Source organism: Sphingomonas sp., assembly GCF_026460985.1.
Lineage (GTDB): Bacteria > Pseudomonadota > Alphaproteobacteria > Sphingomonadales > Sphingomonadaceae > Sphingomonas.
In genome coordinates, this window is the sequence record NZ_JAPKNM010000001.1 from 91,810 (window position 1) to 107,332 (window position 15,523).

13 protein-coding genes are annotated in these 15,523 nt (G+C 69.4%); 10 read left to right on the plus strand and 3 right to left on the minus strand.

From position 1 onward, the window contains the following. Positions 1 to 6 precede the first annotated feature (6 nt). The 7 genes from MT490_RS00430 to MT490_RS00460 all read left to right on the plus strand — a co-directional run bounded on the left by MT490_RS00430 (position 7) and on the right by MT490_RS00460 (position 5,668). Positions 7 to 897, plus strand: coding sequence for a transglutaminase family protein (locus MT490_RS00430; RefSeq protein ID WP_297383240.1), 891 nt, complete (start codon positions 7 to 9; stop codon positions 895 to 897). 98 nt (positions 898 to 995) lie between these two features. Then, on the plus strand, positions 996 to 1,931 hold the full coding sequence (locus tag MT490_RS00435; RefSeq protein WP_297383243.1) for a DnaJ C-terminal domain-containing protein: 936 nt from the start codon (positions 996 to 998) through the stop codon (positions 1,929 to 1,931). A 75-nt stretch (positions 1,932 to 2,006) separates the two neighbouring features. Then, positions 2,007 to 2,888: a YihY/virulence factor BrkB family protein gene (locus tag MT490_RS00440; RefSeq protein ID WP_297383245.1), complete on the plus strand. Its 882-nt coding sequence runs from the start codon at positions 2,007 to 2,009 to the stop codon at positions 2,886 to 2,888. Then, a complete protein-coding gene (gene fabI / locus MT490_RS00445; protein WP_297383247.1) occupies positions 2,885 to 3,688 on the plus strand; it encodes an enoyl-ACP reductase FabI in 804 nt (267 codons plus the stop codon). Before MT490_RS00440 ends, fabI begins: the two co-directional genes overlap by 4 nt. A gap of 65 nt (positions 3,689 to 3,753) precedes the next feature. After that, complete coding sequence (locus MT490_RS00450; protein WP_297383248.1) at positions 3,754 to 4,164, plus strand: endonuclease domain-containing protein; 411 nt, start codon at positions 3,754 to 3,756, stop codon at positions 4,162 to 4,164. Further along, on the plus strand, positions 4,164 to 5,231 hold the full coding sequence (gene aroC / locus MT490_RS00455) for a chorismate synthase (protein WP_297383250.1): 1,068 nt from the start codon (positions 4,164 to 4,166) through the stop codon (positions 5,229 to 5,231). Before MT490_RS00450 ends, aroC begins: the two co-directional genes overlap by 1 nt. 128 nt (positions 5,232 to 5,359) lie before the next feature. Then, entirely contained in the window at positions 5,360 to 5,668 is a 309-nt protein-coding gene (locus MT490_RS00460) for a hypothetical protein (RefSeq protein ID WP_297383252.1), read from the plus strand. 51 nt (positions 5,669 to 5,719) lie between these two features. On the opposite strand, the gene MT490_RS00465 is transcribed toward MT490_RS00460, so the two are convergent. After that, positions 5,720 to 7,009, minus strand: coding sequence for an adenylosuccinate synthase (locus MT490_RS00465; RefSeq protein ID WP_297383253.1), 1,290 nt, complete (start codon positions 7,007 to 7,009; stop codon positions 5,720 to 5,722). Between the two features lie 217 nt (positions 7,010 to 7,226). Here MT490_RS00465 and MT490_RS00470 point away from each other — a divergent pair, with 217 nt between their 5' ends. The 3 genes from MT490_RS00470 to MT490_RS00480 all read left to right on the plus strand — a co-directional run bounded on the left by MT490_RS00470 (position 7,227) and on the right by MT490_RS00480 (position 10,288). Next, on the plus strand, positions 7,227 to 8,240 hold the full coding sequence (locus MT490_RS00470) for a fumarylacetoacetate hydrolase family protein (protein ID WP_297383255.1): 1,014 nt from the start codon (positions 7,227 to 7,229) through the stop codon (positions 8,238 to 8,240). Between the two features lie 159 nt (positions 8,241 to 8,399). Further along, positions 8,400 to 9,839, plus strand: coding sequence for a hypothetical protein (locus MT490_RS00475; RefSeq protein WP_297383257.1), 1,440 nt, complete (start codon positions 8,400 to 8,402; stop codon positions 9,837 to 9,839). Positions 9,840 to 9,877: 38 nt separating this feature from the next. Beyond that, positions 9,878 to 10,288, plus strand: a complete 411-nt coding sequence (locus MT490_RS00480) for a hypothetical protein (RefSeq protein WP_297383259.1) — start codon at positions 9,878 to 9,880, stop codon at positions 10,286 to 10,288. A gap of 21 nt (positions 10,289 to 10,309) precedes the next feature. On the opposite strand, the gene MT490_RS00485 is transcribed toward MT490_RS00480, so the two are convergent. Then, the gene (locus tag MT490_RS00485; RefSeq protein ID WP_297383261.1) at positions 10,310 to 13,645 is read right to left on the minus strand and encodes an error-prone DNA polymerase; all 3,336 of its coding nucleotides are present in this window, start codon (positions 13,643 to 13,645) and stop codon (positions 10,310 to 10,312) included. After that, positions 13,642 to 15,189: a DNA polymerase Y family protein gene (locus MT490_RS00490; RefSeq protein WP_363321718.1), complete on the minus strand. Its 1,548-nt coding sequence runs from the start codon at positions 15,187 to 15,189 to the stop codon at positions 13,642 to 13,644. Before MT490_RS00490 ends, MT490_RS00485 begins: the two co-directional genes overlap by 4 nt. Positions 15,190 to 15,523 lie beyond the last annotated feature (334 nt).

Here is a 15,523-nt window from a genome sequence, read left to right on the forward strand (position 1 = left end):
CCCGCGATGCTGTACCAGATCCGGCACGTCACGCGCTTCGAATATGCCGAGCCCGCTGCCTTCGCGCGCAACAATCTCCGGCTCGAGCCGATCCTCTGGTCGGGTCAGGTAGTGGAGGATTATGCGCTGATCCTCGAGCCGCAGGGCCGCACCTTCCCGACCCGTGCCGAGGCCGGGCTCGCCAATGTCGTCCGCTTGGTGGTCGAGCAGCCGGCGCGCACGCTCACCATCGAGAGCCGCGCGCGCGTCCGCGTCGACCGGCTGGTGCCCGTCCCCGCCGCTTCCGATCCCACCGTCGCGCAGATCGGCGAATGGGCGCGGGCGAGCCGCGATCCCTCGCCCGCCGGCCCCGCCGCCTATCTCTTCCCCTCGCCGCTCATCCCGCTCGACCGAGAGATCGCCGCCTGGTGCGCCGCCGATCTCGATCCCGGGCGCGGCGTGCTCGATGCCGCGCTCGCGCTCGCTTTGCGCATCCAGCGCGACTTCGCCTTCGATCCCACCGCGACCCTGGTCGACACCCCCCCGCGCGAGGCGTTCCTCAAGCGCGGCGGGGTGTGCCAGGATTTCGCGCAGATCATGCTCTCGGGCTTGCGCGCCGCCGGCCTGCCCGCGGCCTATGCCTCGGGCTATATCCGCACGCTGCCGCCGCCGGGCCAGAAGCGGCTCGTCGGCGCCGACGCGACGCATGCCTGGGTGCTGGTCTGGGCCGGTCCCGAGCTCGGCTGGGTCGGTGTCGATCCCACCAACGGCATCTGGATGGCGGGCGACCATGTCGTCGTCGCGATCGGGCGCGACTATGCCGATGTCGCGCCGATCGACGGGATCGTGCTGGGATCGGGCGCGCGCAACATGCGCGTCTCGGTCGACGTCGAGCCGCTCGAACAAGTCCCCGCCTGAGCCGGGCTTGCGCAAAACGCCCGCCACGCCGATGTTCGCGCGCGCAACGCTCCTATAAAGGGGCGCACGAATTTGGTGCTTTTCGAACGGGGAATTTGGTGGCCGATCCGTATGCAACTCTGGGCGTGGCGCGGGGCGCGAGCGAAGCCGAGATCAAGAAGGCGTATCGCAAGCTCGCCAAGGAGCTGCACCCCGACCGCAACAAGGACAATCCCAAGGCGTCCGAGAAGTTCAGCCTGGTGACTTCGGCCTACGACCTGCTGAGCGACAAGGACAAGCGCGCGCGCTTCGACCGCGGCGAGATCGACGGCGACGGCAACCCGACCGCGCCGTTCGGCTTCGGCGGCGGCGGGCAGCAGGGCGGCTTCCGCCCCGGCGGCGGCGGGTTCGACTTCGGCGGCGAGGCCAGCGACATCGGCGACATCTTCGAGGGCCTGTTCGGCGGCGGCGCGGGGCGGCGCGGCGGCGGCGGGTTCAGCGGCGGCTTCGGCGGGTTCGGGCGCAAGCCGGCCGCCAAGGGCGCCAACGTCGCCTATCGGCTCGCCGTGGCGTTCGAGGACGCGGCCAGGCTCGCGCCGCAGCGGATCACTTTGCGCGACGGCAAGACGATCGACCTCAAGCTGCCCGCGGGCGTCGAGACCGGCACGCAGATGCGCCTCGCCGGCAAGGGCGAGGAAGGCCCGGGCGGCTTCGGCGACGCGATCGTGACGATCGACGTCCAGCCGCACCGCTTCTTCGCGCGCGAAGGCGACGATGTCCGGCTCGACCTGCCGGTGAGCCTGTCCGAGGCCGTGCTCGGCGCCGATGTGCGCGTGCCCACGCCCGACGGCGCGGTGATGCTCAAGGTTCCCAAGGGATCGACCTCGGGCAAGGTGCTGCGGCTCAAGGGGCGCGGCTTCCACAAGAAGGGCGACGGCCGCGGCGACCTGCTGGTCACATTGATGGTCGACCTGCCGGTCGACGACGACGCGCTCGTCGAGTTCGTGCAGGGCTGGAAGGACAAGGGGAACCCGCGTGGCCGCATGGGCGTCTGAGCCTTTGTGAACGAAGGCGAATCCGCGGACGCCGCCGAGGCGAAGCCCGGGGTCGGTGCCCGCGTTCGCGCTGGAATGGGCAGGCTCGGATTCGGTCCCCGCTTCTTCCATGTCCTCGGCCGAGTCGCGACGGATACCTTCAACGAAGGGTTCACCTATGCCGGCAATTTCGCCTATCTCTCGCTCGTCACGCTGTTCCCCTTCCTGATCGTAGCCGCGGCGGTCGCCCAACTCGTCGGCCGCAGCGCGGAGGGGATAAGGACGCTGGAGGCGTTTCTGCTGACCATGCCGCCCGACGTCGCCGAGGTGCTCCGCAAGCCTGCCTCCGACGTGCTGCAGGCGCGCACGGGGAACCTCCTCTGGTTCGGCGCGCTGGTCGGCCTGTGGACCACCGCCGGCTTCATCGAGACGCTGCGCGGCGCCCTTCGCCAATCCTATGGCGTGACGACGAGCACCCCCTTCTGGCGCTATCGCCTGGGGGCGATCGGCATCACCGTCGCGTCGGTCGTCCTCGCAATGGCCGCGTTCAGCTTCCAGGTAATGCTGACCGGTATCGAGCAGTTCATCTACCAGTTGCTGCCCTGGGCGTCGCAGACCCAGTCGATCGTCTCCTTCACCAAGGCCCTGCCCGCGCTCGTGCTGTTCGGTGCATTGTACATGCTCTTCTATTCGCTGACGCCGAGCCGCTACCGCTATTCCAAATGCCCGAAATGGCCGGGGCCGGCCTTCACCACGGTCTGGTGGCTGTTCGTCACCGCGATGCTGCCGCGCGTGCTGGGCATGCTCGGCAGCTACGACCTTACTTACGGCAGCCTTGCCGGCGTGATGATCGTGCTGATCTTCTTCTATCTGATCGGGCTCGGCATCGTCGCGGGCGCCGAACTCAACGCTGCCCTAGCCGAACCGGTCCCGGACGGGCTAGAGGAGGCGCGCCAGAAGGAGGATAGTGCGTCGTGACGGGATTGATGCAGGGCAAGCGCGGGTTGATCATGGGCCTGGCGAACGATCGTTCGCTGGCATGGGGCATTGCCCAGAAACTGCGCGAGCAGGGCGCGGAGCTCGCGTTCAGCTATCAGGGCGAGGCGCTCGAGAAGCGCGTGCGCCCGCTCGCCGAGCAGCTCGGGAGCGATTTCCTGATCGATTGCGACGTCTCCGACATGGCCGATCTCGACAAGACCTTCGCGACGCTGGCGGAGCGCTGGCCGACGATCGACTTCGTCGTCCACGCGATCGGCTTCTCCGACAAGAACGAGCTGCGCGGCGGCTATGTCGACACCAGCCTCGACAATTTCCTGATGACGATGAACATCAGCGTCTATTCGTTCGTCGCGGTCTGCAAGCGGGCCGCGGCGATGATGCCGAACGGCGGCAGCCTACTGACCCTCAGCTATTACGGTGCCGAGAAGGTGATCCCCCATTACAACGTGATGGGCGTCGCCAAAGCTGCGCTGGAGACCAGCGTCCAATATCTCGCGGTCGATCTCGGCCGCGACAATATCCGCGTCAACGCGATCTCGGCCGGCCCGATCAAGACGCTCGCCGCCTCGGGAATCGGCGACTTCCGCCTGATCCTCAAGTGGAACGAGCTCAACTCGCCGCTCAAGCGCAACGTCACGATCGAGGATGTCGGCGGCGCCGGGCTCTATTTGCTCTCCGACCTCTCGTCGGGCGTGACCGGCGAGACGCACCATGTCGACGCCGGCTACAATGTCATCGGCATGAAGGCCGAGGACGCACCCGACATCGCTTTGGTTTAACTCCCTCTCCCTGAAGGGGAGAGGGAAGGGGCCCGCCGCCGTGAGGCGGTGGGAAGGGTGAGGGGATGAAGCGTCCGCCCGGTCATGAGTCGCTGAAGTTCCAGCGCGAAGCTCGGCGCAATCGCACCGAACCGGAGAACCGCCTCTGGCAGGCTCTGCGCAACCGCCAGCTTGGCAATGCCAAGTTTCGCAATCAGGTCTGGCTCGGTCCCTTCCTCGTCGACTTTTACTGCGCCGAGGCGAAGCTGGCAGTAGAGGTTGACGGCGACACCCACGCGCATCAGCAGGATTATGACGAGCGGCGAACGGCGTGGCTCAAGGAGGAAGGGTTCCGCGTGATCCGGTTTGCGAACGATGAGGTGATGCGAAACCTGGAAGGCGTCGTAGCTGCCATTGGCTCCGCGCTCGCCCCCTCACCCTCCCACTCGCCTTCGGCGAGCGGGCCCCTCCCTCTCCCCCAAGGGGGAGAGGGGTAATGTCGTTCAATACCTTCGGACGCGTCTTCCGCTTCACCACCTGGGGCGAGAGCCATGGGCCGGCGCTCGGCGCCGTGGTCGACGGCTGCCCGCCGGGGCTCGAACTGTCCGAGGCCGACATCCAGCCCTTCCTCGACAAGCGCCGCCCGGGCCAGTCGCGCTTCACCACGCAGCGGCAGGAACCCGATCAGGTCCGCATCCTCTCGGGCGTGTTCGAGGGGCGCACCACCGGCACGCCGATCAGCCTGATGATCGAGAATGTCGACCAGCGCTCGAAGGACTATTCCGAAGTCGCGCAGGCCTATCGCCCCGGCCATGCCGACTATGCCTATGACCAGAAATATGGGTTCCGCGACTATCGCGGCGGCGGACGTTCCTCGGCGCGCGAGACGGCGGCGCGCGTCGCCGCGGGCGCGGTGGCGCGCCTCGCCATTCCCGAAGTGAAGATCCGTGCCTGGGTGGAGGCGATCGGCGGCGATTCGATCGATCCCGCCAATTTCGACGCAGCCGAGATCGACCGGAACCCCTTCTTCTGCCCCGACGCCGCCGCCGCCGCGCGCTGGGAGAAGCTCGTCGACGATGCGCGCAAAGCCGGCTCGTCGCTCGGCGCGGTGATCGCCTGCGAAGCGACCGGCGTGCCGCCCGGCTGGGGGGCGCCGCTCTACGCCAAGCTCGACAGCGAGCTCGCCGCGGCGTGCATGTCGATCAACGCGGTGAAGGGCATCGAGATCGGCGACGGCTTCGCCGCGGCGACGCTGACGGGCGAGCAGAATGCCGATGCGATGCGGCCGGGCCCCGACGGCGTGCACTTCCTCGCCAACCATGCCGGCGGCATCGCGGGCGGCATCTCCACCGGCCAGCCGGTGCTGGTCCGCGTCGCGTTCAAGCCGACCAGCTCGATCCTGACCCCGGTCGAGACGATCAGCCGCGAAGGCGAAGCGACCGAGATCCGCACCAAGGGGCGGCACGATCCCTGCGTCGGCATTCGCGGCGCACCGGTGGTGGAAGCAATGGTCGCTTTGGTATTGGCCGATCAGAAATTGTTGCACAGGGCGCAGTGCGGCTGATCCCGCGCTAGCCTCGGCTCGGGGTCAATCGGTTTTGTTGCAGCGGCGAAGCGCCCCCGCCACACGCAACCGGCGCGCGGCGAGGCCGTTCATTTCCTGCCATTTTGGTCAATGCAGGAGTGTAAAACATGCGTAAGCTCACCTTGTTCCTTGCCGGTGCCATGCTGCTTCCCGCCGCCGCGGTGGCGCAGGAAACGCCGCAATCGACCCCGCAGGATCAGTCGGCGACCTCGTCGACCGATGCCAGCGCCAGCCAGGACCACAAGAAGCACAAGAAGGAAAAGAAGGGCGAAGCCGGCGCCGAGAGCACCGCGCCCGCGACCGACAGCGGCACGACCGGCAGCGGCACCACCGAGCCGTCGGCCGACCCGAGCGCGAGCACTGCGCCGACCACCACGCCGGCACCGGACTCTGCCGCTCCCACGCCGCAGCGTTGATGCTCGACAAGGGCCCTGGCGGTGCGTCCGCCGGGGCCCAAGCCGTTCCAATCAGTCCGCGAAGGGATCGCGGACGAGAATGGTGTCCTCGCGCTCGGGGCTGGTCGAGACCAGGGCGACCGGACACTGGATCAATTCCTCCACGCGCCGGATATATTTGATCGCCGCGGCGGGCAGCTCGGCCCAGCTGCGCGCGCCCGCGGTCGATTCGTGCCAGCCGGGCATGGTCTCGTAGACAGCCTCCACCGCCGCCTGGTCCGCGGCATTGGCCGGATAATAATCCAGCGCCTCGCCGCGCAGCCGGTAGCCGGTGCACACCTGGATCTCGTCGAAGCCGTCGAGCACGTCCAATTTGGTGAGCGCGATGCCGGTGACGCCGGAGACCGCGACCGACTGGCGCAGCAGCACCGCGTCGAGCCAGCCGCAGCGGCGCTTGCGCCCGGTCACGGTGCCGAACTCGTGCCCGCGTGTGCCGAGCCGCTCGCCCACTTCATTGTCCTGCTCGCTCGGGAAGGGTCCCGAGCCGACGCGCGTCGTATAGGCCTTGGCGATGCCGAGCACGAAGCCGACCGCGCCCGGCCCCAGCCCCGAACCCGCGGCGGCGGTGCCCGCGACGGTGTTGGACGAGGTCACGAACGGATAGGTGCCGTGATCGATATCGAGCAGCACGCCCTGCGCGCCTTCGAACAGGATACGGCGGCCGCGCCCGCGCGCCTCGTTGAGCATGCGCCAGACCGGCTGGGCGAAGGGCAGCACGAAACCGGCGATCGCGCGGAGCTCCTCGACGAGCGCAGCGCGGTCGATCGGCGGCTCGCCGAAGCCGGCGCGCAATGCGTCGTGGTGCGCGGCGAGGCGATCGAGCTGCGGCCCCAGTTCGTCGAGATGGGCGAGATCGCAAACGCGGATCGCGCGGCGGCCGACCTTGTCCTCATAGGCCGGGCCGATTCCGCGCCGCGTGGTGCCGATCTTGCCGGCGCCGCTGGCATCCTCGCGCAATGCATCGAGGTCGCGGTGGAAGGGCAGGATCAACGGGCAGGTGTCGGCGATCTTGAGCGTGTCGGGCGTGACGTCGACGCCCTGGCCGCGCAGCTTCTCGATCTCGTCGCGCAGCGCCCAGGGATCGAGCACGACGCCATTGCCGATCACGCTCGGCGTGCCGCGGACGATGCCCGAGGGGAGCAGCGAGAGCTTGTAGACATTCTCGCCGACGACGAGCGTGTGGCCGGCATTGTGCCCGCCCTGGAAGCGCACGACGACGTCGGCGCGCTCGGCGAGCCAGTCGACGATCTTGCCCTTGCCCTCATCGCCCCATTGGGCGCCGATCACTGCGACATTTGCCATGGATACAATTCTCCGCCTGCCGGGGCGGACCCAAGGCCGCCCTTCGACAGGACTCGGCGACCGGGCGGTATTGGGGCCGAGGACACCTGCCCCGAAGCCGCGGCGCCAATGGCCCCCGGGGCGGCCCGCGTCAAGTGCCTGCGCGCCCGGCCGCGGGACTCAACCGCTCGACTTGGCGGCCGGCACGTCTATGGTATCCGAAACGGGAGAGAATTGCATGAAACTCGCCAGTCTGAAGCACGGCCGCGACGGCAAGCTCGTCGTGGTGTCGAACGATCTGGCGTGGTGCGCCGAGGCGTCGGCGATCGCGCCGACGCTGCAGGCGGCGCTCGACAATTGGGAGCAGGTGGAGGGCGATCTGCGCAACCTCGCCACCGATCTCGAGCATGAGACGATCCCGATGTTGCGCTTCCACGAGCGCCAGGCGACCGCGCCGTTACCGCGCGCCTATCAATGGGCCGACGGCTCGGCCTATGTGAACCATGTCGCGCTCGTCCGGCAGGCCCGCGGCGCCGAGATGCCCGAGAGCTTCTGGCAGGATCCGCTGATGTACCAGGGCGGATCCGACGGTTTCCTCGGCCCGCGCGACCCGATCCCGCTCGCCGACGAGGCCTGGGGCTGCGACCTCGAGGCCGAAGTGGTGGTGGTGACCGGCGACGTGCCGCTCGGCGCCTCGCGCGACGAGGCGCTGGCGGCGGTCCGGCTGGTCGGCCTCACCAACGATGTGAGCCTGCGCAACCTCATCCCCGGCGAGCTCGCCAAGGGCTTCGGCTTCTTCCAGTCCAAGCCCGCCAGCGCCTTCTCGCCGGTGTTCGTCACTCCCGATGCGCTGGGCGACTGGTGGCGGGACGGCAAGCTCCACCGCAAGCTGATGGTCGACCTGAACGGCGCGCCCTTCGGTCGCGCCGAGGCGGGGGAGGACATGACCTTCGATTTCGGCACGCTGATCGCGCACGCCGCCAGGACGCGCGCGCTGGGCGCGGGGACGATCATCGGCTCGGGCACCGTCTCCAACCGCGGCAGCGACGGCGGCCCCGGCAAGCCGATCGCCGAGGGCGGCGTGGGCTATTCTTGCCTCGCCGAGGTGCGCACCGTCGAGACGATCCGCGGCGGCAAGGCCGAGACGCCGTTCCTCAAGGCCGGCGACACGGTCCGCATCTGGGCCGAGGACGACAAGCACCACCCGATCTTCGGGGTGATCGAGCAGACGGTGGCGGCAGGCCGAGGGTAGCGGCATCGCCAGGGGGGAGCGGCTCTAGCGCCCGTTTCCATGGTGCGCACTCAGCGATTCGCTTAGTTCCACTAGTCGAAACGCGGAGCGAAGCCCACCGCGAACCATGCTCTTGGGGCCGCAGCCGGACCGCTCCGGCCTGCCGCAGGAGAAGATCGCATGGTCACACCGGTCCAGCAGGGCGCCGTCGACTACATCAAGGGCAAGCTCGACGATTCCGGCATGTTCAACACCGTCACGCACGGCGAGATGAACGACGTCAAGGCGAAGCTGCAGAGCCTCTCGGCGACCGACGCCGACGCGGTGATCGACGAACTGCAGCGCCAGGGCCAGCTCGACAAGCTGGCGGGCCAGTCCGTCGACGGCAGCTGGTTCGGCAATGGCGGCTATTCGGCCGACGAGCGGCGCGACCTGTTCAACGACCTTGCCGGCAAGCTCGACGGACAGAGCCTCGCCGCCGTGAGCAAAGCCTTCGCCAAGACCGACGACGGCGCCGACGGCTATCGCCGCGTGACCGAGCTGGCCGATGCGGTGTCGGCGCACGCGTCGAACTACCAGAAGACGCAATATGTCGAGGCAATGAAGGACCAGGTCACCGAGGGGAAGAACTGGACCGAGAGTCATGTCTTCAGCACCACGAGCCACAAGAGCGACCCCGAGGCCGCGGCGGTCGGCAAGGTGCTCTCGAGCCTCAAGGGCAGCGTCTATGCCGCGGACGCGTTCAAGGCGCTCAATTCCGAGCAGCTGCGGGCCGTGATGCAGTCGTCGATCGACGAGACGATGACGAGCAGCATGGGCGCGCCGAGCGTGGGATGGCACCCCGAAGGCTTCGGCAAGCTGATGGACTCGGCCGCGACGATCTCCGATCCCGATCTCAAGGCGAAGATCTTCGATGCCGGCGCCGACACGCTGCGCGACGTGCGCAACACCAGCGGCTTCGCGGGCCAGCCGGTGATCGTCGGCAAGGACGAGACGATGAAGACGATGGCCGAGGGCCTCACCAAGATCATCGACAGCGACACCACCGGCGTGATCCGCGAGCTCGCCTACAACAAGGAGACGATCGACGGCTCCGACATGGCCACCTATTCCCGTGCGCTGATGGAGAGCGGGCAGGAGAAGAAGCTGGGCGAGATCATGGCCAAGCTGCAGTTCGGCAACGGCCTCAACGAGAACCCCGCCGCACGGCTCGACCAGGTGACGCAGGTGCCGGTCGCGGCGGGCTCGCCCCAGGAGCGGCGCGAGAATGCCGGCGCGCTCGGCTATTTCGTCGGGGCGGCCTATGCGGGCGCTCAGTCCTGGTCGACCGACGTGAAGAAGCAACAGGAGATGATGACTTCGGTGCTCGATTCGGCGCTCACCCTGGTCGACAAGGCGAAGATCGGCGATGCGATCGGCACCGCCGCCAGCGTCGCCAAGGAATGGACGCATTATGCCGTCCGCTGGGCGCTCGAGGATCCCGGCGTCGCGCCGGCGCAGCGGCTCGAGCGAGCGGCGCTTCCCATCAACCCGCAGACCAACGAGCTCGGCGTCGGCGACGATATCCGCAATGCCTTCAACACGGCGCTGAGCACGGTGCAGCGAGACGCGAAGCCTTGAGGCGAAGCTTCCGCATTCCCGCCATCCGGTGCGCCGCCATGGCATTGGCCGTGGCGGCGCTCGCCGCTTGCGGCCCGGCGCAGTCCCCGCAGGTCCCCTCCCCGCCGCCGGACCTCGCGCAGCCCGCCGAATATGCGTTCGGCGATGCCGTCGCCGCCGCCGATTCGGCCGCGATCGGCCATGTCGCGGACCTTCTCCAGGCCGGCGGCCGGCCCGAAGTGACGCGCTATGCCGCCGCGAGCGGAACCGACTTCGCCAAGCTCGAAGCCTATTACGACGTACGCGCCGCGGCCGGGGGCTGGGAGCCGCTTGCCGATCTCGGCCGGAGCCTGCCTCCGGGCGAGCGGGCCATCGGCTACCGCGCCGGGAACAGCGCGTTCGCAGTGGTCTGGCTCGCCCCGCGCGCCGGATCGGGGTTCGTCCCCGTCAATGTGATCCGCTTCCGATAGGGCGGTCCACTTTCCCTCCCCTCAATGAAAATCGCGCGAGCGGACCGGGATCAGGTCCGGCGCCTTTAGGCTGCGGCGCGGCGGCCAGCTGTCGGCCGGCCGCTGGCGGGGGAGCTTCATCGGCTCGCGCGGGTCGATCGTCCCGCCATGCGTCGCGCCGTCGCCGGGCATGCTCGTCCGCGGCAGATCGAGCTCGCCGACTTCGCGCAGCCAGGGCGTCAGATCGGTGATCGTCTCGGCAACGAGGTGGATCACGATGCCTTCCTTCTGCACCTTGCCCCGGATCGCCAGCATCGTCGCCGACATGACGACGCGCCGGTTCGCCTCGAACCGATCGGCCCAGAGCACGGCATTGGCGATGCCGGTCTCGTCCTCGAGCGTGACGAACACCACCCCCGCGGCGCTGCCCGGCCGCTGGCGGACGAGGATCAGCCCGGCCACTTCCGCCCGCGCGCCGTCCTTCATCGCCAGCAGGTCCGCGCACCGGGCGATCCGCCGCGCCGCCAGCCGGTCGCGCAGGAAGGTCACCGGATGCGCGCGCAGGCTGAGCTGGGTCGCGCGATAATCCTCGACCACTTCGCGCCCCGCGGTGAGCGGCAGCAAGGCGACCGCCGGCTCGACGCTCTCCGGCACGGTCACCCGCGCGCGCGCATCGGCGGCGCCGAACAGGTCGAGCGGCTTCTGGCTCAGCCCCTTGATCGCCCAGAGCGCCTGGCGCCGATTGAGCCCCAGCGCCTGGAACGCATCGGCGCGCGCCAGCCGCTCGAGCGCCGCCGGCTTCACGCCCGAGCGCCGCCAGACATCCTCGATCGAGACGAAGGGCCGCGCGGCGCGGGCGTCCAGCAATGCCTGCGCATCGGCCTGGGCCAGCCCCTGCACGATCCGCATGCCGAGCCGGATCGGCTGCAGGCCCGCCCAATCCGCGTCGGTCCCGCAAAAGCCCTGGTGCCGCGCCCGCGCATGGGCGCCCGCGGGCACCATCCGCGTGTCCCAATCGCTGTCATTGATGCACACCGGCCGTGCCTCGACGCCGTGCGCGCGCGCATCGCGGACGATCTGCGCGGGCGCGTAGAACCCCATCGGCTGCGCATTGAGCAAGGCCGTGCAGAAGATATCCGGATGGTGGCACTTCATCCAGGACGAGGCATAGGCGATCTTGGCGAAGCTCGCGGCGTGGCTCTCGGGGAAGCCGTAGCTCCCGAAGCCCTCGATCTGCTTGAAGGTCCGCTCGGCGAAGTCGCGCTGGTACCCGTTGGCGACCATGCCCTCGACCATCTTGTCGTGGAAATGGGTGACGCCGCCGGTCGACTTGAAGGTCGCCATCGAGCGGCGCAACGCATCCGCTTCTTCGGGCGTGAAGCCCGCGCCTTCGATCGCGACCTTCATCGCCTGTTCCTGGAACAAGGGGACGCCGAAGGTCTTCTGGAGCACCGCGCGGAGCTCGGGCTTGGGATATTCCGGCTTCTCCTTGCCCTGGCGGCGGCGGAGATAGGGGTGCACCATGTCGCCCTGGATCGGCCCCGGGCGCACGATCGCGACCTGGATGACGAGATCGTAGAATCCCTTCGGCTTCAATCGCGGCAGCATCGACATCTGCGCGCGGCTCTCGATCTGGAACACGCCGAGCGTATCAGCCTGCTGGATCATCGCGAAGGTCGGCGCGTCGTCCTGCTGGAGCTCGTCCGAAGCGAGCGTCAGCTGCACATCCTTGTGCTCGGCGAGCAGATCGAAGGCGCGGCGCATGCAGCCGAGCATGCCGAGCCCGAGCACGTCGACCTTCATCAGCCCCAGCGTCTCGAGATCGTCCTTCTCCCATTCGATCACGCGCCGGTCGATCATCGCGGCGGGCTCGATCGGCACGATCTCGTCGACGCGGTGCTGGGCGAGCACGAAGCCCCCCGGATGCTGCGAGAGATGCCGCGGCGTGCCGATCAGCTCGCGCGCCAGCTGGAGCGTCAGCGCGAGGCGCGGATCCGCACGATCGAGGTTGAGCGCATCGGCGTGCCCGTCATCCACATCGTTCGACCAGCCCCAGACCTGGCTCGACAGCGCCGCGGTCAGGTCCTCGGGCAGCCCCAGCACCTTGCCGACCTCGCGCAGCGCGCCACGCGAGCGGAAGCGGCTGACCACGGCGGTCATCGCGGCATGGCGCTCGCCATAGGTCTCGTAGATCCACTGGATCACTTCCTCGCGGCGCTCATGCTCGAAATCCACGTCGATGTCGGGCGGCTCGCCGCGCGCGCCCGAGATGAAGCGCTCGAACAGCAATTCGTGCACGATCGGATCGATCGAAGTGACGCCGAGCAGGTAGCAGATCAGCGAATTGGCCGCGCTGCCGCGCCCCTGGCAGAGGATCTTCTGCGCGCGGGCGAACTGGACGATCGAATTGACCGTCAGGAAATAGGGCGCATAGCCGAGCCGCTCGACGAGCTCGAGCTCCTTGTCGAGCTGTTCGGCGTAATCGGGCGGCGCGCCCTGGGGGAATTTGGCGGCGAGCGCCTGCCGCGCGAGCTTGTCCAGCGCCGCCTGCGGGGTGCGCCCGGTCATCACCACTTCGTCGGGATAGCGATAGAGCGCGCCCAGCTCGCGCAGGCTGAAGGTGCAGCGCTCGACGATCGCCTCCGCCGCGGCCAGCGCCTGGGGATAGTCGCGGAAGCGGCGCGCCATGTCCTCGGGGGACTTGAGGTGCCGATCGGCGCTGCGTTCGCGGCGGAAGCCGAGTTCGTCGATCGTGCACTTGTTGCGGATCGCGGTCATCACGTCCTGGAGCATGCGCTTGTCGGGATGGTGGTAGAGCGTGTCGCCGGTGGCGAGCGGAGTCAGGCCATAATGTCCGGCGGCCTGCGCCAGCCGGTGCAGCCGCATCGCGTCGCCCGGGCGGCGATGCTGGGTGAGGGCGACATGACCGCGCGCGCCGAACAGGTCCGCCATCCAGCGCAGCGACAGCGGATCACCGATATCGGCCATCCCCGGCACCAACGCGCCGACCAGCCCCTCGGCATGGTCCGCGACGTCCTCCCAATGGAGGAAGCATCTGCCCTTCTCGCCCTTCTGCGCATCGGCGCGGCCCTTGCCGAGCGTGAGCAGCCGCGTGAGCCGGCTCCATGCCGGGCGGTCCTCGGGCCAGACGAGCAGCGACGTGCCGTCGACCAGGTCGAGCCGGCACCCCGCCACCAGCCGCACCCCGGTCGCCTCGGCCGCGACCAATGCGCGCACCAGCCCGCCCACCGAATTGCGGTCGGTCACGCCCAGGGCAGGCATGCCCATCAGCGCGGCGGTGGCGAACAATTCCTCGGCCGAGGAGGCGCCGCGGAGGAACGAGAAATGCGTCGTGGCCTGGAGTTCGGACCAGCTCATCCGAACACCCCGTGGAGATACCAGCTGAGATCGCCGGTGACGCTGCGCTCGCCATCGCCCTTGCGGAACAGCCAGTAGCGGCGGCCCTGCTCGTCCTCGACGCGGAAATAGTCGCGCACCTGCGCGCTTTCCGCCGCGCGCTTCCACCATTCGCCATGGATGCGCTCCGGCCCGTCGGCGCGGACGACGCGGTGCGGGCAGCCGCGCCAGGTGAAGCGGCGCGGCGCATGGTCGGGCAGCTCGGCGAGGACATGATCGAGCCGCTCGGGCCGGCGGAGCAGCCGCGCCGGCTTGGGCCATTCGGGGTGCCAGGGGTGGAGCGCGGGGTTGCGGTCGAGCTGGCCGACATCGTCGATCTTCGCGCGCGCCCCGCCGCGCTCGGGCGCGTCGAGCACCCCCATCGCCGCGACCGATCGCTCGGGCACGTCGCTCTCCACCGGCCGGCTACGCCACATCGCGCCCAGGCCGATGCGCGTGGCGAGCGTGTCGACCAAGGGCGCGAGATCGGGCGTGGCCTCTTCGTCGAGCCGTTCGGTGAAGGGTTCGGCGCCGAGCGGCAGCGCGCGGCGGACATGGAGCGTCAGCGCGTCGATGCCGTAGCCCGGCTCGATCTGCTCGATGCGGCGGACGAGCAGGCGCAGCAGATGCGCGCCATCGCGGCTGGGGCGGGCCAGCCCGATGCGGATGTGCTGCGGCACGCCGTCGACCCGATCGGCGACCAATTCGACTCGGCTCGCGCCCAGCCCCTTTTCGGCGAGCGCGGCGGTGAGGCGCGGAACGAGGGTGCCCAGCCAATGCTCGATCGCCTCGGCGGTACCGATCGGCTCGGCGAAGCGCTGCGGGATCGCGATCGGCTCGGGCGGGACGACGGGGTGCAGCGGCTCGGGCAGCCAGCCCAATGCGCGCTCGAGCTGGCCGGCGAGCGTCGCGCCGAAGCGGCGGACCAGAGGCGCGCGCGGCATCGCGGCCAGCTGGCCGATCCGGGTGACGCCGAGCCGGTGGAGCAGTTCGACCGCGGCGGCATCGATGCGCAGCGCCTCGATGGGGAGCGGGGCAAGGGCTTCGGCGTGGCGGCCTGGTGGGCACAAAATCCCGTCATCCCGGCGAAAGCCGGGACCCAGAGCCAAGAACGATATCGCTTGTAACTCTGGGCCCCGGCTTTCGCCGGGGTGACGGAAATGCGCGAGCGCCCAGGCGGCGCCGGGGGTGTCGGCGATCGCGATCCGGGCGGAATAGCCCAGCCGTGCGAGCATGCGCCGCAGCCGCGCCGCCATCGCCGCTTCGCCGCCGTGGAGGTGCGCGACGCCGGTCAGGTCGAGGAACAAAGTGTCCTCGCCTTCGATCGCCACCGTCGGGGTCCAGCGGCGCGCCAGCGCGACCACGAGGCCGGCCAGATGCGCGCGGTCACCCTCGGGATCGGCAGGACGGATGTCGAGCCCGGCGACCTGCGCGCGCGCCTGGGCGAGCGCCATGCCGGGCACCAGCCCCAGCGCACGCGCGGCGGGGTCGGCGGCGGCGATGACGACACGGTTGCCTTCGCGGATGCTGGTGACGAGGGGCTGTCGATCCTCCCCCGGAGGGGGAGGGGGACCATGCGAAGCATGGTGGAGGGGTAGGTGCGGCGGGCGATAGGCAGGAGGCGAGAGGGCATCGCTCGCGGAAACTACCCCTCCACCGCTTCGCGGTCCCCCTCCCCCTCCGGGGGAGGAATGTATGCGGCTTGGCGGCCCGTTCTCATCAGGCGGCATCGCGCGGATCGGATGCTCCGCTGCCTCGTCGTGCATCGCCGATCGGCGATGCGCCGGGAGCGTGGCAACATGACCGAGCTGGTCCTCGCGTGCCCAGCGGGCGCCGGGGCGCCAGCCGCCGCCGCGCGGC

What these genes read in the sequence shown, in the direction of transcription:
- MT490_RS00470 (WP_297383255.1), top strand. Translation starts at nt 7,227, where the DNA reads ATGAAACTCGCCAGTCTGAAGCACGGCCGCGACGGCAAGCTCGTCGTG.
- MT490_RS00480 (WP_297383259.1), top strand. Translation starts at nt 9,878, where the DNA reads ATGGCATTGGCCGTGGCGGCGCTCGCCGCTTGCGGCCCGGCGCAGTCC.
- aroC (WP_297383250.1), top strand. Translation starts at nt 4,164, where the DNA reads ATGTCGTTCAATACCTTCGGACGCGTCTTCCGCTTCACCACCTGGGGC.
- MT490_RS00430 (WP_297383240.1), top strand. Translation starts at nt 7, where the DNA reads ATGCTGTACCAGATCCGGCACGTCACGCGCTTCGAATATGCCGAGCCC.
- MT490_RS00450 (WP_297383248.1), top strand. Translation starts at nt 3,754, where the DNA reads ATGAAGCGTCCGCCCGGTCATGAGTCGCTGAAGTTCCAGCGCGAAGCT.
- MT490_RS00465 (WP_297383253.1), bottom strand. Translation starts at nt 7,009, where the DNA reads ATGGCAAATGTCGCAGTGATCGGCGCCCAATGGGGCGATGAGGGCAAG.
- MT490_RS00475 (WP_297383257.1), top strand. Translation starts at nt 8,400, where the DNA reads ATGGTCACACCGGTCCAGCAGGGCGCCGTCGACTACATCAAGGGCAAG.
- MT490_RS00440 (WP_297383245.1), top strand. Translation starts at nt 2,007, where the DNA reads ATGGGCAGGCTCGGATTCGGTCCCCGCTTCTTCCATGTCCTCGGCCGA.
- MT490_RS00485 (WP_297383261.1), bottom strand. Translation starts at nt 13,645, where the DNA reads ATGAGCTGGTCCGAACTCCAGGCCACGACGCATTTCTCGTTCCTCCGC.
- MT490_RS00460 (WP_297383252.1), top strand. Translation starts at nt 5,360, where the DNA reads ATGCGTAAGCTCACCTTGTTCCTTGCCGGTGCCATGCTGCTTCCCGCC.